The sequence below is a fragment of the Streptomyces sp. NRRL WC-3618 genome, assembly GCF_001280005.1.
Taxonomy (GTDB): domain Bacteria; phylum Actinomycetota; class Actinomycetes; order Streptomycetales; family Streptomycetaceae; genus Streptomyces.
Genome location: NZ_LGDW01000467.1, coordinates 77,711 through 101,005 on the forward strand (window position 1 = coordinate 77,711; position 23,295 = coordinate 101,005).

At 67.5% G+C, this 23,295-nt stretch carries 18 protein-coding genes; 7 read left to right on the forward strand and 11 right to left on the reverse strand.

Annotated elements, in window-relative coordinates; translation table 11 throughout:
• Positions 1-6 precede the first annotated feature (6 nt).
• The 5 genes from ADL01_RS34545 to ADL01_RS34565 all read left to right on the forward strand — a co-directional run bounded on the left by ADL01_RS34545 (position 7) and on the right by ADL01_RS34565 (position 4,820).
• Positions 7-522, forward strand: a complete 516-nt coding sequence (locus ADL01_RS34545; protein WP_053745998.1) for a protein jag — start codon at positions 7-9, stop codon at positions 520-522.
• A gap of 181 nt (positions 523-703) precedes the next feature.
• Positions 704-1,420 carry a 16S rRNA (guanine(527)-N(7))-methyltransferase RsmG gene (gene rsmG / locus ADL01_RS34550; protein WP_053745999.1) on the forward strand — a complete coding sequence of 239 codons (717 nt, stop codon included), beginning with the start codon at positions 704-706 and terminating at the stop codon, positions 1,418-1,420.
• 281 nt (positions 1,421-1,701) lie between these two features.
• Positions 1,702-2,775, forward strand: coding sequence for an AAA family ATPase (locus tag ADL01_RS34555; protein WP_078960932.1), 1,074 nt, complete (start codon positions 1,702-1,704; stop codon positions 2,773-2,775).
• Complete coding sequence (locus ADL01_RS34560) at positions 2,772-3,872, forward strand: ParB/RepB/Spo0J family partition protein (protein ID WP_053746001.1); 1,101 nt, start codon at positions 2,772-2,774, stop codon at positions 3,870-3,872. The genes ADL01_RS34555 and ADL01_RS34560 overlap by 4 nt, the downstream gene beginning before the upstream one ends.
• A 330-nt stretch (positions 3,873-4,202) precedes the next feature.
• Positions 4,203-4,820 carry a GNAT family N-acetyltransferase gene (locus ADL01_RS34565; RefSeq protein WP_053746002.1) on the forward strand — a complete coding sequence of 206 codons (618 nt, stop codon included), beginning with the start codon at positions 4,203-4,205 and terminating at the stop codon, positions 4,818-4,820.
• Positions 4,821-4,898: 78 nt separating this feature from the next.
• On the opposite strand, the gene trxA is transcribed toward ADL01_RS34565, so the two are convergent.
• From trxA to ADL01_RS34600, 7 genes are all read right to left on the reverse strand, one after another.
• Complete coding sequence (gene trxA, locus ADL01_RS34570; RefSeq protein ID WP_053746003.1) at positions 4,899-5,231, reverse strand: thioredoxin; 333 nt, start codon at positions 5,229-5,231, stop codon at positions 4,899-4,901.
• A 42-nt stretch (positions 5,232-5,273) separates the two neighbouring features.
• Positions 5,274-6,245, reverse strand: a complete 972-nt coding sequence (gene trxB / locus ADL01_RS34575; RefSeq protein WP_053746004.1) for a thioredoxin-disulfide reductase — start codon at positions 6,243-6,245, stop codon at positions 5,274-5,276.
• A gap of 170 nt (positions 6,246-6,415) precedes the next feature.
• Positions 6,416-7,297: an anti-sigma factor family protein gene (locus ADL01_RS34580; RefSeq protein WP_053746005.1), complete on the reverse strand. Its 882-nt coding sequence runs from the start codon at positions 7,295-7,297 to the stop codon at positions 6,416-6,418.
• Positions 7,294-8,004, reverse strand: a complete 711-nt coding sequence (sigM, locus tag ADL01_RS34585) for an RNA polymerase sigma factor SigM (RefSeq protein WP_053746006.1) — start codon at positions 8,002-8,004, stop codon at positions 7,294-7,296. The genes ADL01_RS34580 and sigM overlap by 4 nt, the downstream gene beginning before the upstream one ends.
• Before the next feature lie 25 nt (positions 8,005-8,029).
• A complete protein-coding gene (locus tag ADL01_RS34590) occupies positions 8,030-9,748 on the reverse strand; it encodes a protein kinase family protein (protein ID WP_053746007.1) in 1,719 nt (572 codons plus the stop codon).
• A gap of 117 nt (positions 9,749-9,865) precedes the next feature.
• Complete coding sequence (murJ, locus tag ADL01_RS34595; protein ID WP_053746008.1) at positions 9,866-12,127, reverse strand: murein biosynthesis integral membrane protein MurJ; 2,262 nt, start codon at positions 12,125-12,127, stop codon at positions 9,866-9,868.
• Positions 12,128-12,173: 46 nt separating this feature from the next.
• A complete protein-coding gene (locus ADL01_RS34600; protein WP_053746009.1) occupies positions 12,174-14,543 on the reverse strand; it encodes a DUF6049 family protein in 2,370 nt (789 codons plus the stop codon).
• 219 nt (positions 14,544-14,762) lie between these two features.
• Between ADL01_RS34600 and ADL01_RS34605 the strand changes: the two genes are divergently transcribed.
• On the forward strand, positions 14,763-16,205 hold the full coding sequence (locus ADL01_RS34605; RefSeq protein ID WP_053746010.1) for a CCA tRNA nucleotidyltransferase: 1,443 nt from the start codon (positions 14,763-14,765) through the stop codon (positions 16,203-16,205).
• 109 nt (positions 16,206-16,314) lie between these two features.
• On the opposite strand, the gene ADL01_RS34610 is transcribed toward ADL01_RS34605, so the two are convergent.
• The 4 genes from ADL01_RS34610 to ADL01_RS34625 form a co-directional block, all read right to left on the reverse strand.
• Entirely contained in the window at positions 16,315-16,758 is a 444-nt protein-coding gene (locus tag ADL01_RS34610) for an LppU/SCO3897 family protein (RefSeq protein ID WP_053746011.1), read from the reverse strand.
• Positions 16,759-16,873: 115 nt separating this feature from the next.
• Complete coding sequence (locus ADL01_RS34615; protein ID WP_053746012.1) at positions 16,874-18,139, reverse strand: MFS transporter; 1,266 nt, start codon at positions 18,137-18,139, stop codon at positions 16,874-16,876.
• A gap of 106 nt (positions 18,140-18,245) precedes the next feature.
• Positions 18,246-19,328 carry an inositol-3-phosphate synthase gene (locus ADL01_RS34620; RefSeq protein ID WP_053746013.1) on the reverse strand — a complete coding sequence of 361 codons (1,083 nt, stop codon included), beginning with the start codon at positions 19,326-19,328 and terminating at the stop codon, positions 18,246-18,248.
• Positions 19,329-19,370: 42 nt separating this feature from the next.
• Positions 19,371-20,057: a PadR family transcriptional regulator gene (locus ADL01_RS34625; protein ID WP_053746014.1), complete on the reverse strand. Its 687-nt coding sequence runs from the start codon at positions 20,055-20,057 to the stop codon at positions 19,371-19,373.
• A 384-nt stretch (positions 20,058-20,441) separates the two neighbouring features.
• Here ADL01_RS34625 and ADL01_RS34630 point away from each other — a divergent pair, with 384 nt between their 5' ends.
• A complete protein-coding gene (locus ADL01_RS34630) occupies positions 20,442-23,201 on the forward strand; it encodes a transglycosylase domain-containing protein (protein ID WP_078960924.1) in 2,760 nt (919 codons plus the stop codon).
• The last annotated feature ends 94 nt before the right edge of the window (positions 23,202-23,295 follow it).

The window sequence follows — 23,295 nt, forward strand, 5'->3', positions numbered from 1 at the left end:
CATCCCGTGACGGAAGGCACCACCACCTCCGCCGCAGCAGAGGGTGTCGACACCCTGTCCCGCCTGGAGCAGGAGGGCGAGATCGCGGCGGACTACCTCGAGGGTCTGCTGGACATCGCCGACCTCGACGGCGACATCGACATGGACGTCGAGGCCGATCGCGCGGCTGTCTCGATCATCAGCGACGCGGGCAGCCGCGACCTGCAGAAGCTGGTCGGCCGGGACGGCGAGGTGCTGGAGGCCCTCCAGGAGCTCACGCGCCTTGCCGTGAACCGGGAGACCGGGGACCGCAGCCGCCTGATGCTCGACATCGCGGGCTACCGAGCCAAGAAGCGTGAGGAGCTCTCGGAACTGGGCGCCAAGGCCGCGGCCGAGGTCAAGAGTTCCGGCGAGCCCGTCAAGATGAAGCCGATGACCCCGTTCGAGCGCAAGGTCGTGCACGACGCGGTCAAGGCCGCCGGTCTGCGCAGCGAGTCCGAGGGCGAGGAGCCGCAGCGCTTCGTCGTCGTCCTTCCCGCCTGACCGGTACGTAGGTCCCTCGGCCCCGTCTGTTGCGCAGACGGGGCCGAACTTTGTCAGCCTGTAGTTCCCGGCAGCTGTTGGCCCCTGCTCCTCCCCCTGCGGTTCCTCGACAGCTCCAGTCCCTGATAGTCCTGGTGATCAGCGCCCAGTGCGCTCATGCGGTACGGAAGGACGGTTCCCCGTGACGGAAGCAGCGGAGCTCCCCCCGGCGCCCGAGCAGGCGCGTCAGGTGTTCGGCGATCGCTTCGCGGACGCGGTTCGGTACGCGGAACTGCTTGCCGAGGCGGGTGTGCAGCGCGGTCTGATCGGCCCGCGCGAAGTACCCCGCCTCTGGGAGCGGCACCTGTTGAACTGTGCGGTGCTCTCCGAGGTCGTGCCGGAGAACGTGACGGTGTGCGATGTCGGCTCGGGCGCGGGTCTGCCGGGTATTCCGCTGGCGCTGGTCCGGGAGGACCTGAAGATCACGCTGCTCGAACCCCTGCTGCGGCGGACCAATTTCCTCAGCGAAGTCGTGGAGCTGCTGGGCCTGGACCATGTGACGGTTATCCGTGGCCGCGCGGAAGAGGTCATGGGGACGCTCCAGCCGGTCCATGTGGTGACGGCCCGTGCCGTGGCCCCCCTGGACCGTCTGGCCACGTGGGGCATTCCTTTGCTGCGTCCTTACGGGGAGATGCTCGCCCTCAAGGGAGACACCGCGGAGGAGGAGCTGAAGGCTTCGGCCACCGCGCTGAGCAAGCTCGGGGCGGTGGGGACGTCCATCCTCCAGGTGGGTGAGGGCGTGGTGGACCCGCTGTCCACCGTCGTACGGGTCGAGGTAGGCGAGAGCCCTGGCGGAGTGCGGTTCGCGGCCAAGCGGGCCAAGGCTGCCCGGGTCGGACGGGCGCGGCGGCGGCGCTGATCGTCAGGTTCGTTGATCCGTCCTGACGAAGAGCCGTACTCCACACAAGCTGTCAAACCTACGCATCTCGGAGTGTCGCGCGGCCAGGTAGCTCACAGCTGGGCATCTTGTTTCACGTGAAACGTCGCTCACTGCTGCACGGCATCATCAGCCGCGGCCGGGCCGCGGCCGCTCCCCGCGACCGAAAGCCTCTCGGTTCACCCGCAGAGGTAACGGAGTTGTCCACAGAGGTGGATTTCTCCACAGAACACCAGGCCTCACTGGTTCACGACCCCGAAGGCATGGCAGGCTCTGTTCATTGCGAGCCTGAAGTCGAGGAGAGTGAATCCTTGCGGTCCAACGCCAACATCGCGGGACCGATGACCGATCCGGTCCCCGGTCCCCGAACCGAGTCGATCGGGGCGGATGTTTCACGTGAAACACCGCCCCCGATGGACGACACTCCCATCGGTCGTGCTGCCCAAATGGCGGTGGAGGCTCTGGGGCGGGCCGGCGAAGGCCTGCCACGGCCGGAGCGAACCCGTGTCATGGTGGTCGCCAACCAGAAGGGCGGAGTGGGGAAGACGACGACAACCGTCAACCTCGCCGCCTCGCTGGCCCTGCACGGGGCCCGCGTCCTGGTCGTGGACCTCGACCCTCAGGGCAACGCTTCCACGGCGCTGGGGATCGACCATCACGCCGATGTTCCTTCCATCTATGACGTGTTGATCGACAGCAGGCCACTCTCGGAAGTCGTTCAGCCGGTCCCCGACGTCGAGGGCCTCTTCTGTGCACCCGCCACCATCGATCTCGCCGGTGCGGAGATCGAGCTGGTGTCCCTGGTGGCACGAGAGAGCCGGCTTGAGCGCGCGATCCAGGCGTATGAGCAGCCTCTGGACTACATCCTCATCGACTGCCCACCCTCGCTGGGTCTGCTGACGGTCAACGCACTGGTCGCCGGTGCTGAGGTGCTCATTCCGATCCAGTGTGAGTACTACGCGCTGGAAGGTCTGGGACAGCTGTTGCGCAACGTCGATCTGGTGCGGGCGCACCTCAACCGCGACCTGCAGGTAACGACGATCCTGCTCACCATGTACGACGGCCGGACGCGCCTCGCGTCCCAGGTCGCGGACGAGGTGCGCAACCACTTCGGCGACGAGGTGCTGCGGACGAGCATTCCGCGCTCGGTCCGTATCTCGGAGGCACCGAGCTATGGACAGACGGTGCTCACTTACGATCCAGGATCGAGTGGGGCCCTGTCCTATCTTGAGGCGGCCCGAGAAATCGCGCTGAAGGGTGTCGGCGTCAGCTATGACGCGCAGCATGCCCACATCGGCGCACAGAGCGAACAGAGCATCGTGGAGGGTATCCAGTGAGCGAGCGACGGAGGGGGTTGGGCCGTGGTCTCGGCGCACTGATCCCAGCGGCACCGACCGGAGACAGGCCGACGCCACCGGCGATGGGAGGCACGGCCTCCACCTCACCGGCTGCGGTGCCGGTACTCACGGCGGAGCGTGGAGTGGCTGCGGCAAGGGTGGCTACGCTGCCCTCTGTTTCACGTGAAACAGAGGATGCGTACGCGAACGACTTCGGGGAGGTTCCGGCGCCTCCCATCGGAGCCCACTTCGCCGAGCTTCCCCTCGACTCCATCACGCCGAACCCCCGCCAGCCTCGTGACGTGTTCGACGAGGACGCGCTGGCGGAGCTGGTCACCTCCATCAAGGAGGTAGGTCTCCTCCAGCCCGTCGTCGTGCGGCAGGTGGGTCCGGCGAGCTACGAGCTCATCATGGGCGAGCGGCGCTGGCGGGCCTGCCGTGAAGCGGGCTTGGAGGCGATCCCCGCGATCGTGCGGGCCACGGACGACGACAAGCTTCTGCTGGACGCACTGCTGGAGAACCTCCACAGGTCTCAGCTGAACCCCCTGGAAGAGGCGGCGGCCTACGACCAGTTGCTCAAGGACTTCCACTGCACGCACGATCAGCTGGCGGACCGGATCGGTCGTTCCCGTCCGCAGGTCTCCAACACGTTGCGTCTGCTGAAGCTCTCGCCGGCGGTGCAGCGTCGTGTCGCCGCCGGAGTTCTCTCCGCTGGGCATGCCCGGGCGCTTCTGTCCGTGGACGATTCGGAGGAGCAGGACCGGCTGGCTCACCGGATCGTGGCCGAGGGGCTTTCGGTACGGGCCGTCGAGGAGATTGTCACCCTGATGGGCTCGCGGCCGAAGGCGGCTACAAGGACCAAGGGGCCGCGGGCCGGTGCCCTGGTGTCTCCGGCACTGAACGATCTCGCCGGCCGTCTCTCGGATCGCTTCGAGACGCGGGTGAAGGTCGACCTCGGGCAGAAGAAGGGCAAGATCACCGTCGAGTTCGCCTCGATGGAAGACCTCGAGCGCATCCTCAGCTCCCTCGCCCCGGGCGAGGGGCCGGTTCTTCAGAAGAGCCTTCTGGACGATGACTCCGAGGACTCGGAGGAGTGAGTCCTCGGCCGGCCGCGCGGTTTCCGCTCGATCGGCTGCCAGAGCGGGCCGTGTTCCGGTGGGTGCGGGAACACGGCCCGCTCTTTGCTTTCAGTCGGTGTCGATGCAATCGCTTCGTGGATACGATGCGTTCGGGAATGGCGCATCCACCTGGCAGCACCTCGGTATTGGGGAGGCGGGGGCCATGCGAACGGTGAGCCGCACCGGACTGGTGAGCGCGGGTCTGGGACTGGGCGCCGTCGGCGGGTTCGTCGGCAGTCTGCTCAGGGAACGGAGTGCTCTGACAGCCGCCCGCGACGCCGCGGGCGAAGGAAGCGAGGAACAGCGTTCATGGGGCGTCGGCTCGTACCGCTCACGCTGGACAACGTTCAGGACCTTCCCCAGCGCTGTCGCGCGTGTGTCTTCTGGGAACTGGATCCTGTCAGCGGGGAAGCCGCGGTAAAGGCGGGGACACCCGCGCTCGAGAAGGAAGCGTGGATCTCGGCAGTCCTGCTCGACTGGGGCTCCTGCGGCCGCGTCGTCTATGTCGACGACACTCCGGTGGGGTTCGTGCTCTACGCCCCTCCGGCCTACGTTCCCCGGTCCACGGCGTTCCCGACGAGCCCGGTCTCGCCGGACGCGGTCCAGTTGATGACCGCCTTCATCATGCCGGGCTACCAGGGACAGGGACTGGGGCGCGTGATGGTCCAGACGGTTGCCAAGGACCTTCTGCGCCGGGGGTTCAAGGCGATCGAGGCCTTCGGGGACGCCCGTTGGAAGGAGCCGGCTTGCGTCCTGCCCGCCGACCATCTGCTGGCCGTCGGCTTCAAGACGGTGCGTCCCCATCCCGTGCATCCCCGGCTTCGGCTGGAACTGCGAACGACGCTCTCCTGGAAGGAAGACGTGGAGTTGGCGCTCGACCGGCTGCTGGGAGCAGTGCAGAAGGAGCCGGCTCTCCGGCCGCTCTAGGGGTGGAAACAGAAGTGGGCCGACCCTTCCGGGCCGGCCCACTCGATGTTTCACGTGAAACATCGCCCACTGCGTCGACTAGTCGGTGAGGAAGTCCTCAAGGTCACGCACGATCGCGGCCTTCGGCTTGGCACCGACGATGGTCTTGGCGACCTCGCCACCCTGGTAGACGTTCAGGGTCGGGATGGACATCACGCCGTACTTCGCGGCAATACCCGGGTTCTCGTCGATGTTGAGCTTGACGACCTCGATCTTGTCGCCGTACTCGGCGGCGATCGCCTCGAGCGAGGGCGCGATCTGGCGGCACGGTCCGCACCAGGCGGCCCAGAAGTCCACCAGGACGGGCTTGTCGTTCTTGAGGACGTCCTCGTCGAAGGAATCGTCGGTCACGTTCTTCAGGGTGCCGGCCACAGAGGGCTCCTTAACTCGATGCTGCGGTGGGGCGGATGGGGGTCAGACAGAGGTCTTCTCGGGCTCGGCCTGCTCCTCGTGGTCCGCCAGGGCGGCGAGGAAGCGCTCGGCGTCCAAGGCCGAGGCGCAGCCGGTGCCGGAGGCAGTGATCGCCTGCCGGTAGGTGTGGTCGACCACATCGCCGGCGCCGAAGACACCGCTCAGGTTGGTCCGGGTCGAGGGCGCGTCGACCTTCAGGTAGCCCTCTTCGTCGAGGTCCAGCTGACCCTTGAAGAGCTCGGTGCGCGGGTCGTGGCCGACCGCGATGAAGAGGCCCGTCACGGCCAGGTCGGACAGTTCGCCGGTCTGGAGGTTGCGCAGCTTCAGTCCGGAGAGCTTCGGGTCGCCCTGGATCTCGGCGACCTCGCTGTCCCAGATGAACTTGATCTTCGGGTCGGCGAAGGCGCGCTCCTGCATCGTCTTGGAGGCGCGCAGGGTGTCCCGGCGGTGGACGATCGTCACGGACTTGGCGAAGCGCGAGAGGAAGGTCGCTTCCTCCATCGCGGTGTCGCCACCGCCGATCACGGCGATGTCCTGGTCCTTGAAGAAGAAGCCGTCGCACGTCGCGCACCACGAGACGCCGCGCCCGGACAGGGCGTCCTCGTTCGGCAGGCCGAGCTTGCGGTGCTGCGAGCCGGTGGCGACGATGACGGCCTTTGCCTTGTGCACAGTGCCCGCGGTGTCCGTGACGGTCTTGATGTCACCCGTCAGGTCGACGGAGACGATGTCGTCCGCCACGAGCTCGGCCCCGAAGCGCTCGGACTGGGCGCGCATGTTGTCCATGAGGTCGGGGCCCATGATGCCGTCCTGGAAACCGGGGAAGTTCTCGACCTCGGTGGTGTTCATGAGCGCGCCACCGGCGGTCACGGCGCCTTCGAAGACCAGAGGCTTCAGCGACGCGCGTGCGGTATAGAGCGCCGCCGTATAGCCGGCGGGCCCTGAGCCGATGATGATCACGTTACGGACGTCGCTCACGGCGTGTTTCCTCGTTTCTGGACGGCTTCGTACGACCGGTGGGAGCCTCTCTCAGAACTCTCACCCCACCCAACGGATCCTACGGGGCGCGCATTCCCGCTGTGTCCGGGCCCACAGGGGCGCCACTGGGTACGGGACATCAAGGAGGCGGGAGCACGAAGCGCCGACGCTCAAGAACGCGCGTAGGACCGCGTCAGCAGAACGTGTGCCGGAGGAGTCGACGGCTGGTTCATACAGGCCGAGTCGACGACGTAGGCGGTAACTCGAGTCTTGTCACCCGCTGCGGGCAGCACCACGAGATATGCGTCTGTGCCCTCATAGGTGCCCTGCTTGACGCCGATGACGGATGTGTCGGCCCGGCCGATGCCCTCCATGACGCAGTCGGGGACCGACGTCTCAAGGCTCTTCACGAGACCGTCGTGCTCATTGGCCCTCGGCCCGCTGGAATGCGACGTGATGCCCGCGGAGGGCTCTCCACCGCGAGGACTCGTCGCCACGAATTTGCCCTCGAGGAGTTCGGCGACCTGGCTCTCGATCTTCTGCCCGGAGAACGTGCTCGCAGCCTCTGACTGCTTGTTGTCGTCTCCCAGTGAGGACACCAGCAGGGAGCTGATGCCCAGCGCAGCGGCGGTGAAGACGGTGCCCAGGACGATGATCCGGCGTCGTCCGCGTTGCGCGCCGTCTTTTCGTCCCGGCCCGGTGGCCGCGTGAGCGTGACCCGTGGGGCGGTTCGTATGCCGGTCGGTGGGCGTCGATGTTTCACGTGAAACATCGGCCACGGTCTCGTCGGCGGTCTCGATCGACACCGGAGCCTCGGCAGCAAGCGCGGCGTCGATACGGCTGGCGATGTCGTCGGGCATGTGTACAGGGCTCGGTAGGGAGTCGAAGAGGCCGCGGATCTCCTCCAGGGAGGCGTACACGCCGGCGCAGAGAACGCACTCGTTCAGATGCCGTCGTACGTCCCCGGTCCGGGACGGTGTGAGCAGGCCTTCGGTGAGGTCGGAGATCTCCGTGACGTCCGGGTGCCCGGCCGTGTCAGTCGTGGATGTCACGCTCGCCCACCTCCGCCCTTCACAGCCGCTGAATCGCTTGGCCCTGTATCCGTTGGTCCCGCTGCGGGTGGGACGGATGTCCCCTCCGCCCGGTTCCGTCCGTCGCTCGATTCCTTGCCGTCGCCGGATTTCTCCGGCCGCAGATGGGTGAGCAGCGGCAGCAGTCTGGCTCTGCCTCGGGCGCAGCGGCTCTTCACCGTCCCCGTGGGCACGTCGAGGACACGGGCGGCCTCCGCGACCGGGTAGCCCTGCATGTCCACGAGGACGAGGGCGGCGCGCTGGTCCGGGGGGAGAGTGCCGAGGGCCTCGATGAGCTGGCGGTGCAGGTCGTTGCGCTCGGCCGGGGCCGACGCCGATTCGTGCGGCTCGAGCAGTTGCTCCAGCCGTTCCGTGTCGTCGACCGGAGAGGTCTTCCGGGACGCGGCCTTGCGGGCGCGGTCCAGGCAGGCGTTCACCGTGATGCGGTGCAACCAGGTCGTGACGGCCGACTGGCCCCGGAAGGTGTGGGCGGCCCGGTAGGCGGAGACGAGGGCGTCCTGGACGGCGTCAGCGGCCTCCTCGCGGTCCCCCAGCGTGCGCAGGGCCACCGCCCAGAGGCGGTCACGGTGCCGACGCACGATCTCACCGAAGGCATCGGGGTCACCGTCGACATGGCGGGCGAGGAGGTCCTGATCGCTCACTCCGTCGAACGCGGTGCCTTCCGCCATGTGCCCCTTTCCCTTCGGTGGATCGTCAGCCGGTGAACTTCAGGTCCGTTATGGCCTGCTTGTAGCCTGCATCGCTGAACGAGTCACCAGCCGCGTACGGAAGAGCGGTGAACCAGACCAGCACGTACCGGCTCTTGACCGGCTTGGAGACAGTCACCTTCGCAGTGGTGCCCGTGGTCGTCACCGTACCGAGCTTCGTCATCGAGGTCAGAGGGACCGACGAACTCGGTGAATCCGTCGAGTACAGCGTGACCGTCGTGTGGTCGCCGCCGAAGAGGAGCCCTATCGAAGCGGCTGAGACCTCCTTGGCCGAACCGAAGTCGTAGACGATGCCCACACCGGGCTTGTACGCCGGGTTCATGTCCGGGCCGTCTTTGTAACTCGCGGTGCGCCAGTACGTCGAGCTGTCGCTGTCGTACGTATTGCCGACGTCTCCCGGGTGCTGGGCGCTGCCCTTGGCGACGTACTCCTCGGCACCCTGGATCTTCAACGCGGTGACCGGCTTGGCCTTGTCGGTGCCCTTGTGGTTGTCGTCCGGCGTCTGTGTCTGGTGGGTGTCCTCGGAGCCGCCGCCGTCCATGAGCGCGTCCGCGAGTTGCCAACTCCCCAGGCCCAGTGCGGCGATCAGCAACGCCGACACGGCCCACTTCAGCGCCTTGCCGGTACGGCTCTGCAGCGGAGGCGGCGGGGTGGGCAGGGGCTGCGTGGCGCCTGGGTGAGGTGCCTGACGGCCGTATGAGCCCTGCTGGTACGTCGTGCGCTGGTAGTCGGGCGGGGCGGTGAACACCGGCTCCGGCGGGCGGATGCGGGGCATCTCACCGATCGCCTTGACCAGTTCCTCGGGCGTCGTGCACGCGGACTCGTGGCGAGAGGCGGTGGCACCGTCGTTGGCGAGCGCGCGCATCGCCAGCTCGGACAGGCCGCGGTGGACTCCGGCCCGCACCTGGTCGGGCGGGATGAGACCGACACCCTTGGGCAGCCCGGACAGGCCGTACGCGTCGTTCTCGTAAGGCCAGCGCTGGGTGAGGGCGGCGTACAGCAGGGCGCCGATCGCCTCCGTGTCGGTGCGCTGCGGTGTGTCCGAAGTGATGCCGCGCAGCGCGGCGTTGACCGCGAGGCCGCGCACACGCCACTGGCCGGACGAGCTCCGCAGGATGGTGCCCGGGGTCAGGCGCAGATGCGCGAGACCCTCGCGGTGTGCGGCGGCCATGGCGGAGGAGATCTGACTGACCATCTGGTAGGCGTCGTGCGCCTCCAGCGGGCCGGCGGCCAGGAGCGCGGTCAGCTCCGTGGCGTCGGGCAGCCACTCGTGGACGACGTACACCAGGTCGTTCTCCTCGACGGCGTCGAGGACCTGCACGAAGCGGGGGTCGCCGAGCAGCGCGGAGGAGCGGGCCGCGGCCAGCACGGAACGCGCCCGTGAGTGCTCCGCGGGCAGGATGTGCACGCCGACGGCGCGACGAAGTTTCTCGTCGACCGCGCGCCAACTGCTGAATCCGTCCAGACGGGTGACGCACTCCTCCAGGCGGTAGCGCTTGGCGAGTTTGTGGCCGCTGTGCAGTTCGGGCGGTGAGGCCTTTCCGGGACTCTCGGTCCCGCCGCTCCCCTGTGCCTCGTCGTTCTCCGTGTCCCGCTCCCGGTTCTGGGCCACGCCGTCGGCCGTGGACTCGTCCGCCTGCGCGGTCAACGGCTCGTCGCCGCTGTTGGCTGCCACGTCGACGGCAGCCGTGCTACGTTCCGCCACCGTCGCTCCTGCCTCCCCATCCTGTGCGAGCTCTCCGACGCCAAACCCAATTGTGCCCACACTCCGTCGCTCTGCACGACACGCGGTGGGGGCCGATGGTTGTGCGCTTTCCTCGACTTACCGTCCCAGTCGCCCGCGCACCATACCCACCAACGAGTTCAGTTCTTCAATGCGCATACGGCGGGCGGCGACGTAGAAGACGACGAGCAGGACGGCACCGCCGCCGATCAGGGAGACGAACGAGCCGCCGACGCCCTGGCCCAGAGAGTGGCCGATGCCGTAGCAGGCGGCGCCGCTGAGCAGTGCGGCCGGTACCGAGGCGATGCCCAGCCGGGCGTAAGTCCGCAGGACGCGGGTGCCGTCGAGGTCGCCGTCCAGCCGCTTGCGCAGCCGGTTCCAGGCGACGCCGACGCCGATCGCGTACGCGAGGCCGTAGGAGGCGGCCATGCCGACCACGGCCCAGCGGGACGGGAGTACGAAAAAGCAGAGGGCGGAGGCCGTCGCGTTGACGGCGGCCACGATCACTGTGTTGTAGAAGGGCGTGCGGGTGTCCTCGTACGCGTAGAAGGCGCGCAGGACGACGTACTGCACGGAGTAGGGAATCAGGCCGAGGGCGAAGGCCATCAGCATGAAGCCCATGTTCGTGGCCTCGGCGGTGCCGGAGGAACCGAAGATCAGGGTGCACATCGGGATGCCGAGGGCCATGAAGCCGAAGGCGATGGGCACGATGGCGACGGCGGTGGTGCGCAGACCCTGGGAAATGTCGTCGCGGACCGCTCCGGCGTCGCCCTCATGGGCCGAGCGTGCCAGTCGCGGCAGCAGGGCGGCCATCAGGGAGACCGTGATGATGGCCTGGGGCAGGCCCCAGACGAGCTGGGCGTTGGCGTAGGCCGCGAAGCCGGTGCCTTCGATCTTCGGGTTGTCGCCGGCGGCGGCGGTGGCCAGCTGGGTGACGACGAGGGCGCCCGCCTGGTTGGCGAGGACGAACAGGACCGTCCACTTCGCGAGCATGGCGGCCTTGCCGAGGCCGTGTCCCCTCCAGTCGAAGCGCAGCCGCATCTTGAAGCCGGTCTCGCGCAGATAAGGGATCATCGCGAGGGCCTGGACGACGAGGCCGAGCAGCACACCGATTCCGAGAAGCCGCTGGCCCTCCGGCGGAATGGTGGTGACCGTCATGCCGGAGTCCGCCGCGCTGCCGTACACCCAGATGAACATGCCCAGGGTCACGATGATGACGACGTTGTTCAGGACCGGTGTCCACATCATCGCGCCGAACTTCCCGCGCGCGTTGAGGATCTGCCCCATCACGACGTGGATGCCCATGAAGAAGATCGTGGGCAGGAAGTAGCGGGTGAAGGTGACGGCGACCTCGTTGGCCGCCGGATTGTTGGCGATCTTCACCGACAGGGCGCGGACCAGCAGGGGAGCCGCGAAGACCGCGAGTGCGGTGAGCGCGCCGAGGGCCACCATGACGAGGGTGAGGAGGCGGTTGGCGAACGCCTCGCCGCCGTCGTCGTCCTCCTTCATGGCGCGCACGAGCTGCGGGACGAAGACGGAGTTGAGTCCTCCGCCCACGGTCAGGATGTAGATCATGGTGGGCAACTGATAGGCGACCTGGAAAGTGTCACCCAGCATGCCGATGCCGAGGGCCGACACGATCAGCGCCGAGCGGACGAAGCCGGTGAGGCGGGAGACCATCGTGCCCGCCGCCATGACGGCGCTCGACTTCAGGAGGCCCGCGGCCCGACCGCCCTTCTTGGGGGCCGCCGGTGCCGCTGGGGGTGCCGCTTTGGGGGAGAGCTGCATCGTGGCGTCGGACGCCGGCGCCTGGGGCGGTGGGACCGGGCCGTGGCCCGGAGCGGGAGAGGGGGATGGGCCGGGCACCGCCGGAGGCTCCACGGGCCCCTGTCCGCCGCCCTGCTGCTGGTCCCGGAAGAGATGGGCGAAGGCGTCCGGCTCGTGCCGCTGCTCGCCGGCCTGGGAGACCAGGGCGTCGACGCCCACGTACTGAGTCGTGCGAGGGTCGTCCCCGTACGGCAGGTATTGCGTGGCTCCGTCCGGCTCGGGGGCCGGGGTCTGGGCCCACACCTGCGGATCGGGGGCGTACGGCGACTGGGCGGGCTGTCCGTAGAGCGGGGCCTGCGGCCGATACGACCCGGGGGGCGGCGGGGGGTGCGCGGCGCGGTCGTAGAGCGCCTCGGCCACCGGGTCCTGGGCGGAGAGGTCCTGTCCCCGGTAGGGGTCCTGGGCGTAGGCGTCCTGGAGATACGCGTCGGCGGGTGGCTGCGCCGGCACCTGGCCGTGCTCGGGCGGCGGGCCCTCGGGGTAGCCCGAGTCGCCCGCGCCCTGGCCGCGGTCACCGTCGTACGGCGCGTTCATGGTTACCCCACCTCATCGTTCACCGGGCCCACCGGCACGACATCGCTCAACGGTCCACTCTCTCACCCGTCCCGGAGGGGCCGGCGCTATCCGGAGCGGTGTCCGGCGTCGGGTCACTCGGCTGCTCCGGGGCGTCTGCCCGCGACGCGGGGTCCGATTCCCCCTGCGGACGGCACTCGGGGCCGTCGTGGTTGCCGGGGTCGGCGTTCTCCTCCGTGGCCTCGTCCTCTTGCTCGTTGCCGGGCTCCTCGGCGCGCCGGGCGGCGGCGCGCTTGCGCTGGGTGTACATGCGCAGGCCGGCGAGTACGAGCAGCAGGAAGCCGCCGCCGATGACCAGCATCGCCATGGCGGTGAACTCGGTGACCCGTACCTCGAAGTACACCGCCTTTCCGTACTTCTGGCCGTCCTTCGTGTACAGCTGGGCGGTCACAGTGATCGGGCCATTGGCGTTGGACGACGTGGCGAACTTCACCGACTGGCTGTGTCCGCCGGAGACCGCGACGGACTGCTCCTGATAGTCGTCGTCGCCGATCTTGAGCCGGGTCGGGTTCCCCGAAGTGACCCGCAGTACGAGGTTGTCGACGGGCTGAACGAGGTTGTTCTGGACGGTCACCGGAATCGTGGCGCTGCCGCCGGACAGCTTCGTCTCGGACTTGTAGATCAGCTTGACCTGCCGGGTGAGGTTGCCAAGGTACGAGCTCACACCTCCGCGGAAACCCTTGGCCGCACTGGAACCGCGCCAGGACGTGGACATCTCCCGGTTGATGGCCCGTCCGAAGGGGGTCTCCACGCGGGTCTTGTCGGTCAGGATGATCTTGAACTTGTCGAGCGTCTCCTGCGTGGCCGCGATGTCCGTGAAGGCCGACTCAGGGAGCTGCTGATGCTTTAGCGCGGAGGGATACAAGGACGCCGACGGCACCTTGGTGTTGGCGCCCGGGTCCGGCTTGGTGTCAGCGGCCGCGGTGAGGTCCTGGGGCTGGGACCAGTTCGAGTTCTGGAGGTCGGTGATCGCCTCCGCCATCGTCTGGGCCTGGCTCGCGGACGGCATGCGCTGTGGGGCGACGACGACGGTGCGCTGCTTTTTGGTCTGGAGGGTGGCCGTGAGGCTCTGGGCGAGGAACTTCTGCACCGAGAGCGTGGAACTGCCCGCATTCGTCATGTCGCCCTGGAAGGCCGTGGACAGTCGCATGTCCGCGACCACCGCCGTGGTGCCACCGCCGACGGGGCGGGCCGCGGAGGGCGTGTACGGCAGGTCGCCGGTCTCCTTGAGGCTGTCGCTGCGCACGATCACCTTGTCAGCGCCCGCCGAGGTGGCGATCTTGATGATCGACGGATCGACGGCACCGCTCGCAGGCCATGCGAAGTCGGTACTGGGCGTGGTGTGGAGGATCGTTGCCACCGTGCTGGCGGCGACGTCCGTGGCGCTCTTGAGATGGTTCAAGATGCCGGTGACGTTCTTGCCCTTGTGCGCGATGGAGGCGAGGTCGGGGTCGGCGAACGGGAGGGCGACGACCTCCTTGCCCACGACGGCGTCCTGGAGTTCGGCGAGCCAGTGCTTGGCGACCGCCTGACCTGTGCCGGGGGTGTTGGTGTCGTCCGCGTTGTGGATGCCGTAGCTGCCGGTCATCGCGTCGACGGAGGCCAGCAGATCGGGGTCGATCACCCACGTGATGTCGAGGTCCTTGCCCAGGGAGACCATCTGCTCCAGGCGACCGCCCGGGGAGATCTCCGCGGCGAGGTCCTCGTTGAGGAAGACAGGCGTCTGCAGCTCGCCGGGGCCGGTCTCCGCCGTCATGTGGACTGTGGAGATCAGCGGCCACAGGAAGGTCGTCCGCGTCCTCGTGTCCGCTTCCTCCGGCTGCCACGGCAGGAACGTCCGCTGGATCCCGAGCACCCGCTCGTACGGTACTGCGGCGGTCTCGCCGGACAGCGAGAGGCCAATCTGGTAGACGCCGTCCTGGCCGAGATCCAGCTTGTCGACCGGTACGGAGATGGTGAACGACTGGGCGACGCCCGGGGCGATCTTGGGGAACTTCTCGACGTAGTTGCCGCCGACTGCTGTGCCGTCGGCGCCTGATTCGTAGTCGGTGCGCGCGGCGACGTCGTCGATCCCTGAGCGGGTGGTCAGCCTCTGTCCCACGCGCAGGTCCACATGGGCGGCCGTGACAGCTTGCTTGCCCTTGTTCAGCACCGTGCCGGACACGGTCAGGGTGTCCCCGTCCGTGGGGGCGCTGGGGGTGAGGGAGTCGACGGAGACGACCACCTGGTCCGAGGCGGCGGCGTACGCGGGCTCTGAGGCGGGAAGCTGGAGCAGGCCGGCCAGTAGGGGCGCCCCCGCGAGCAGCACTCCGGCACGCCGGAACCACCGGCGCGCGGGAGAGGGAGTCAGCCCCGGGAAGTCTGCCGCCTCGGCCACGCGTTCGCCCGTCCCTAGTCGTCAGTGGTCGTCGGAATGTGCGTCCACGCATGGTAACGATGCGCGCTGAGGGGAAGTGCCGCGGACTGCTCCGCAAGATCGTGGAACACCGGTCGAGTGTCCTCTATGTGCGTGTATTGATGGAGGAGTCCCCGGCGGAATACGTGGACGTTTTATGGAGGCGCGGGTCGTCGCCAGGGCCACGTACCCTTTTCTGTTGTGCCGAACGCCAACGAAGACAATGCCAGTGACCTGAGTCAGGTGCAGCACCAGGCCGTGAGTGAGCTGCTGCGGGTGGCCCCGGTCGCCGACGACCTTGCCCGCCTCTTCCAGGGGGCCGGGTTCTCGCTCGCCCTGGTCGGCGGCTCCGTCCGGGACGCGCTGCTGGGCAGGCTCGGCAACGACCTGGACTTCACGACCGACGCCCGCCCCGAGGACGTACTGAAGATCGTCCGGCCCTGGGCGGATGCCGTGTGGGAGGTCGGGATCGCCTTCGGGACGGTGGGGGCACAGAAGGACGGCTTCCAGATCGAGGTGACGACGTATAGGTCGGAGGCGTACGACCGGACCTCACGCAAGCCCGAGGTGTCGTACGGCGACTCCATCGAGGAGGACCTCGTACGGCGCGACTTCACTGTGAACGCGATGGCCGTGGCGTTGCCGGAAAAGGTGTTCATCGATCCGCACGGTGGGCGTGTGGACCTGGCGAGGCGGGTACTGCGCACGCCGGGCACGCCTGAGGAGTCCTTCTCGGACGACCCGCTGCGGATGATGCGGGCCGCCCGGTTCGCCGCCCAGCTCGACTTCGAGGTGGCGCCCGAGGTCGTATCGGCCATGACCGACATGGCCGGGCGCATCGAGATCGTCTCGGCGGAGCGGGTACGGGACGAGCTGAACAAGCTGATCCTTTCCGTGCACCCGCGCAAGGGCCTGACCCTGCTGGTGGACACCGGCCTTGCCGACCATGTCCTGCCCGAGTTGCCGGCGCTGCGCCTGGAGCGTGACGAGCACCATCGGCACAAGGACGTCTATGAGCACACGTTGATCGTTCTGGAGCAGGCGATCGAGCTGGAGCAGAACGGTCCTGACCTCGTTCTGCGGCTGGCCGCGCTGCTGCACGACATCGGCAAGCCGCGCACGCGGCGCTTCGAGGAGGACGGGCGGGTCTCGTTCCACCACCATGAGGTGGTCGGGGCGAAGATGACCAAGAAGCGGATGGCGGCGCTCAAGTACTCCAACGATCTGGTGAAGGACGTGTCGCAGCTGGTTGAACTCCACCTGCGCTTCCATGGCTACGGCACCGGGGAATGGACCGACTCGGCGGTCCGCCGCTACGTCCGGGACGCGGGACCCCTCCTCGGCCACCTCCACAAGCTGACTCGCTCGGACTGCACCACGCGGAACAAGCGCAGGGCCACGGCACTCTCGCGGGCGTACGACGGCCTGGAGGAGCGCATCGCCGCCCTCCAGGAGCAGGAGGAACTGGACTCGATCCGCCCTGATCTCGACGGCAACCAGATCATGGAGATCCTGGGCGTCGGGCCCGGGCCGGCGATCGGGCAGGCGTACAAGTTCCTGCTGGAGTTGCGGCTGGAGAACGGGCCGATGGAGCAGGAGTCGGCAGTGGTGGCGCTCAAGGAGTGGTGGGCCGAGCAGGGCTGAGTGTGTTCCGGTGCGATGTTTCACGTGAAACATCGCACCGGAACACACAGAGAGGGCCGGTGTTTCACGTGAAACACCGGCCCTTTGTTGTGCGCGTGCTGTGCCCTGCTCAGACTTCCTTGAGGCAGAGCACGACATCGTGGCTGGCGCCCTGCTGGTAGTAGGAGATCGTCGCCTCCGTGACGGCTTTGCACTTGTCGGCGTCACTCGTGTTGTCGAACTTCTTGACGACCTTGTACTGGGCGTCACTGGAAGTGCAGTCGACCTCGTTGAGGTCGGCGTCCCTGTCCGTACCGTCGTTGTGCATACAGGCGCCCACGGACGTCGTCTCGGCGTCACTCTGGTTGAAGTACCACTTGCCCACGCCGACGGCTATCGCGACGACGATGAACACGCCTATGCGCAGCAGCTTCTTGCTGAAGGGTCTTCCCTGCGCGGGCGGCGGGACTGGGGCTCCCTGGAACGGAGCACCCTGATGCGGCGGGTACGGCTGCTGGGGCGCCGCCGACTGGATGGGTGCCGGGTTCTGGTCCTGCGGCGGCGGAGTCGTCACTCTGGGGTCCCCCTTGGATATGGGTGCGCTTGGCGTGAAGTAAGACGCCCGTAAGTTACCGGGACCCACCGGCAACTCTGTACCTCAAAGGGGCTCTGTGGCCTTCATGTGACGCTTACTGACGTTCAAAGCGGGCCATAGTCGCTGCAATCGCTCCGTAGATAACGGCGACCGTGACCAAGAGAGGCGCCGATCGGCCATCGGGAGGCAGCATCAGGGCCGCCACCGCTGCCGCGCCGACGAAGGCGACGTTGAACAGGACGTCGTAGAGGGAGAAGATCCGGCCGCGGAAGCCGTCGTCGACCAAGGACTGGACGATCGTGTCCGTGGCGATCTTCGATCCCTGGGTGACCAGGCCCAGCACGAACGCCGCGATCAGCATGGGCACCTCGGTGAACGACAGGCCGAGGCTGGGCACCAGGACCGCCGCCGCTGCGGCGCAGACCACGATCCAACCGCCTGGACCGAGTCGTCCGGCCGCAGCCGGTGTCACGACGGCCGCGACGAAGAAGCCCGCCCCGGAGATGCCCACGGCGAGGCCCAACAGGGCCAGCCCGTCGTCCGAGCCGTCCTCCGACCAGGCGTACCGGCAGAGCATCAGCACCATGACCGTCAGGGCGCCGTAGCAGAACCGCATCAGCGTCATCGCGGCCAACGACCGGGCAGCCTCCCGGCGCCCGGGCTCGGCCAGATGCCGCACACCTGCGGCCAGGCCGCGAGCGGTGCCGGTGAGAGCCGCCCCCAGTCGGGGCTGCACCAACTCGGTGTCGGGGCCGAGAAGCTCCGGGTCGAGGCGGAGGGAGGAGAGCGACGCGCAGAGATACAGGGCCGCGCCCAGGAGGACCACGGCGGCGTCGGAGCCGGAGGCCGCCAGTCGTACGACGAACGCGAGTCCGCCGCCCGCTGTGGCGGCGAGCGTGCCGGCTGTCGGGGAGAGCGAGTTGGCGATCACCAGGCGGTCGTCGTCAACCACTCGTGGCAAGGACGCCGAGAGCCCGGACAGGACGAAGCGGTTGACGGCGGTGACGCAGAGGGCGGATACGTAGAAGAGCCAGTCCGGTACGTGGCTCAGCATCAGGACGGCCGTCACGCATGCCAGCAGGGCGCGCAGCAGGTTGCCGTAGAGGAAGACCTGGCGGCGTCGCCAGCGGTCCAGCAGGACGCCCGCGAAAGGGCCGACCAGGGAGTACGGCAGAAGCAGGACAGCCATCGCGGAGGCGATCGCGGCCGGCGAGGTCTGCTTCTCCGGCGAGAAGACGACGTACGCGGCGAGCGCGACCTGATAGACACCGTCCGCGCCCTGGGACAGCAGCCGCACGACGAGCAGGCGCCGGAAGTTCCTCAGACGCAGGAGTACCCGCAGGTCACGCGCGACAGCCATGGGGCAAAGCCTCACATACGAGGAAGGTCCCCGGGCGGATGACCCGGGGACCCTCGACGGGCAGGAGCGACAAGCCTGTTGGGGCTTGAGCAGCGCTGGACTCCTCTCAGCGCTCGACTTCGCCCTTGATGAACTTCTCGACGTTTTCCCGTGCCTCGTCGTCGAAGTACTGGACCGGCGGGGACTTCATGAAGTAGCTCGACGCGGAGAGGATCGGGCCGCCGATGCCACGGTCCTTGGCGATCTTCGCGGCGCGCACGGCGTCGATGATGACGCCGGCTGAGTTCGGGGAGTCCCAGACCTCCAGCTTGTACTCGAGGTTCAGCGGGACGTCGCCGAACGCGCGACCCTCCAGGCGGACGTACGCCCACTTGCGGTCGTCGAGCCAGGCCACGTAGTCCGACGGGCCGATGTGGACGTTGTCGGCGCCGAGTTCGCGGTCACGGATCTGGGAGGTGACGGCCTGCGTCTTGGAGATCTTCTTGGACTCCAGGCGGTCACGCTCGAGCATGTTTTTGAAGTCCATGTTGCCGCCGACGTTCAGCTGCATCGTGCGGTCGAGGACCACTCCCCGGTCCTCGAACAGTTTCGCCATCACGCGGTGCGTGATCGTGGCGCCGACCTGCGACTTGATGTCGTCGCCGACGATCGGGACGCCCGCCTCGGTGAACTTGTCCGCCCACTCCTTGGTGCCGGCGATGAAGACCGGGAGAGCGTTGACGAAGGCGGCCTTGGCGTCGATGGCGCACTGGGCGTAGAACTTCGCCGCGGCCTCGGAACCGACGGGCAGGTAGCAGACGAGGACGTCGACCTGCTTGTCCTTGAGGATCTTGACGACGTCGACCGGGTCCTGGTCGGACTCCTCGATGGTCTCGCGGTAGTACTTGCCGAGCCCGTCGAGGGTGTGGCCGCGCTGGACCTGCACACCCGTCGAGGGGACGTCGCAGATCTTGATGGTGTTGTTCTCGGAGGCGCCGATGGCGTCCGCGAGGTCGAGACCGACCTTCTTCGCGTCGACGTCGAACGCGGCGACGAACTCCACGTCACGGACGTGGTACTCCCCGAACTGCACGTGCATGAGTCCCGGGACCCTGGACGCCGGATCGGCGTCCTTGTAGTACTCGACTCCCTGCACCAGCGACGCGGCGCAGTTGCCCACGCCGACGACGGCTACGCGAATGGAACCCATTCGGTTGCTCCCTGTGTGTACGAGTGAGGACCTGAGCGGTCCTCACGTGGCGGTGTCGTCGGACGGACCGGTCCGGGAGTCGTCCTCCCGAGACCGGGGCAGGCCGCCCGGCGCTCCAGATGTGGTGTCCTGCGAGTCGGGTTCCCCGGAAACGGCACCCTTGAGGTCCCGTCCGGCCCGCTCGCTCTCGATGAGCTCGTTCAGCCAGCGCACTTCGCGCTCCACGGACTCCATTCCGTGGCGCTGGAGCTCAAGGGTGTAGTCGTCGAGGCGCTCCCGCGTCCGGGCCAAGGAAGCGCGCATTTTCTCCAGACGCTCCTCCAGCCGGCCGCGGCGGCCCTCGAGCACGCGCATGCGTACATCGCGGGACGTCTGTCCGAAGAAGGCGAACCGAGCGGCGAAGTGTTCGTCCTCGTACGCGTCAGGGCCCGTCTGTGAGAGCAGCTCCTCGAAGTGCTCCTTACCTTCCGCCGTCAACCGATAGACGATCTTGGCGCGACGCCCGGTGAGCGGAGCGGCGAGCGCGTCCTCGGGCGCATCCCCGGGCTCCTCGATCAACCAGCCGCTCGCGACCAGCGTCTTGAGGCAGGGATACAGCGTGCCGTAGCTGAAGGCGCGGAACACACCGAGCGACGTATTGAGTCGTTTGCGCAGCTCATAGCCGTGCATCGGGGACTCGCGGAGCAGGCCGAGGACGGCGAACTCGAGGATTCCGGAGCGTCGGCTCATCGTCGCCTCCCTTCTCCCACGGTCCGACCGTGACGGTCTTCGGCACTGTTTATGCCGAGCTGATGTATCGACTCGATACATCTAGACGATAGAACGGCGCTGTGGATGGGACAAGGGGGGAAGTCGTGAACGGGATCACATCACCGATTCGTAGGAAGCAAGTTGCCTGATTTGGGGTGAACTTCGGGACTAGACAGGTTTTGACGGTGCGTAGTCTGTGGGCCATGCAGTCCACCGGGAACCGAGTGACGTTTGGGGACGTCGTCGTGCTTGGTGCGGTGCGGGTGAATGCGAACACAGCCGCATCCGTACTTTGGGGGGACCGGAAACCAGCCGCCGTTTCCAGGCGCGCACGGGTGCGCCTGCCCAAGGAGTAATCGTTCGATGAGCGAGCACCGTCGCAAACCGCCGCAGCCGCAGGGAGGCGGACGTGCCGAGGGCCGACGCGGCCAGTCCGGCTCGTCCTCCGGCCGCCGCGCGGCACCGCGAGGCGCAACCGAGTCTCCTTCCGACTCCTATGGATCGGGTTCCTATGGGTCGGGTCCCTACGGAGCAGAGGATGAAGAGCGCCAGTCCGGAGGCCGGGCCGATGCCCGACGCGCCGCCCAGAGAGGTACTGGCGGACGTCGCAGAGTGGCCGAGGGCGCGGGCAGTGGACGCCGCGGCGGCCCCAACGGCCCGAACGGGCCCGGGCGCGGCAGAGGCCGCGCGGCCGGCCCCCCGCCCAAGGAGCGCTTCATCGACTATCCGCGCGCGGGCAAGTACGGAGCGGCTCGCTGGATGCCGTCGTGGCGGCAGGTGACGGGACTGTTCATCGGCTTCGTCGGCAGCCTGGTGGCGGTGGCCGGCATCGGCTACGCCCTGGTGGGCGTGCCGGACGTCGCGAAGGCCGCCAATGCTCAGAACAACGTCTACTACTGGGCCGACGGCAGCCAGATGGTGGCGACCGGTGGTGAGACGAACCGTCAGATCATCGGCTACGAGCAGATTCCTCCGTCGATGCGGTACGCCGTGATGTCGGCCGAGAACAAGACCTTCGAGACCGACAGCGGTGTGGACCCGATGGGCATCGCCCGGGCCCTGTTCAACATGGCCAAGGGCGGTCAGACGCAGGGTGGTTCGACGATCACCCAGCAGTACGTGAAGAACGCCCGGCTGGGCGACCAGTCGCAGACGCTCACGCGGAAGTTCAAGGAGCTGTTCATCTCCATCAAGGTCGGCACCAACGTCGACAAGAAGGAGATCATGGCCGGCTACCTGAACACCGCCTACTACGGCCGTGACTCCTACGGCATGCAGGCGGCCGCCCGCGCGTACTTCAACAAGGACGCCAAGGACCTGAACCCCAGCGAGTGCGCGTTCCTGGCCGCCGTACTGAAGGGCGCCACGTACTACGACCCGGCCGGCAACGTGGCTGTCGACCCCGCCAACGCCACCCCGCAAAAGAACACCAAGCGGGCTGTGGAGCGGTGGAGGTGGATCCTCGACGAGGAGGTCAAGGACCGGCGTATGACCCAGGCCGAACGCGACACGATCACGGCCTTCCCGAAGATCCAGAACCCGCGTTCCAACACCGCGCTGAGCGGCCAGATCGGCTACCTCGTCGACCTGGCCAAGGGCTACCTCATCAACAACACCGACAAGACCGGGATCACCGCCGACGCACTTCAGCAGGGCGGCTACTCGATCTACACGACCTTCGACAAGAAGAAGGTCGCAGCGCTGGAGAAGTCGGTCAAGGACGTCGAGAGGGCGAACATCAAGCCCGACGAGCGTCCGAAGACCGACAAGTTCGTCCAGTTCGGTGGCGCTTCCGTGGACCCGACGACCGGGGCGATCAAGGCCATCTACGGCGGTGAGGACGCGACCAAGCACTTCACGAACAACGCCGACACCACGGGCGCCCAGGTGGGATCGACGTTCAAGACCTTCGTACTCGCCGCCGCGATGAAGTGGGGCGTACGGAACCCCGATCTGGGCCCGGAACAGGCACAGGACGAGCGGACCCAGGTCTCCCCGGAAAGCATCTACAGCGGCAAGAACAAGCTGAAGATCAAGAACTACGACAACACTGTCTGGAAGGACAAGGACGACAAGGAGTGGCTGCAGCGCAACGACGGCGACGAGTCGTACAACGCGCCCAGCTTCCGGATCGATCTGCGTGAGGCGATGCGGGTTTCCTCCAACTCCGCCTACGTCCAGCTCGGCATGGACGTCGGTCTGGACAAGGTCAGGGAGTCCGCCACCGACGCGGGCATCCTCGACAGCAGCCTGGCGAGCGCCGACTTCCCGTCGTTCTCGATCGGTACTTCCAGCCCGAGCGCGATCCGTATGGCCGGCGCCTACGCGACCTTCGCGGCCAGCGGCAAGCAGAACACCCCGTATTCGGTCGAGAAGGTCACCGACAAGACCGGCACGACCTTCGATCACGCACGGATCGCCAAGCCCAAGCGGATGTTCACCGCCCAAGTCGCCGACAACGTCACCGACGTCCTCAAGACCGTGGTCGACAAGGGAACGGGTACGGCGGCCCAGCTGACCGGCCGTGACGTGGCTGGAAAGACCGGTACCACCGACGGCAACAAGTCGGCCTGGTTCGTCGGATACACCCCGCAGCTGTCCACCGCGATCAGCATGTTCCGGATGGACGACGACGAGACCAACAAGAACCGCGAGTTCCTGGAGATGTACGGCACAGGCGGTCAGGAGAAGATCCACGGGGCCTCGTTCCCGGCGGAGATCTGGCACGACTACATGGAACAGGCGCTCCAGGGCGAGCCGGCGGAGGCCTTCCCCACTCCCGAGCCCTTCGGCGAGGTGGTCGACGAGGACCCGCTGCCGAGTCCGACCCCCTCTGTCACCGAGAGCGAGGAAGCGACGCCGACGCCGAGCCCGACACCCACCGAGACCGAGGTCGAGCCCTCTCCCTCGCCCTCCCCGAGTGATACCTGCGGCCCCTTCAACGTCAACTGCCAAGGCCCCGGCGGAACCGCGACGGGGGGCGCGGACGCAGGCACTACCGACGGCGGAGTGACATCCAGCCCAAGTCCCACAGAGAGCGACGGGCAAAGCAACGGCAACGCGAACGGCAACGGCGGTGGCGATGGTGGTCCTGGTACCGACAACGGAGGCATCTTCGGCTGACCGATCGCTGGGCCGAAGCAGCGCCGGGTGCGTGTGTTTCACGTGAAACACCGATCCGATTCACGCTGTTTCACGTGAAACATGGGGCCGTCGC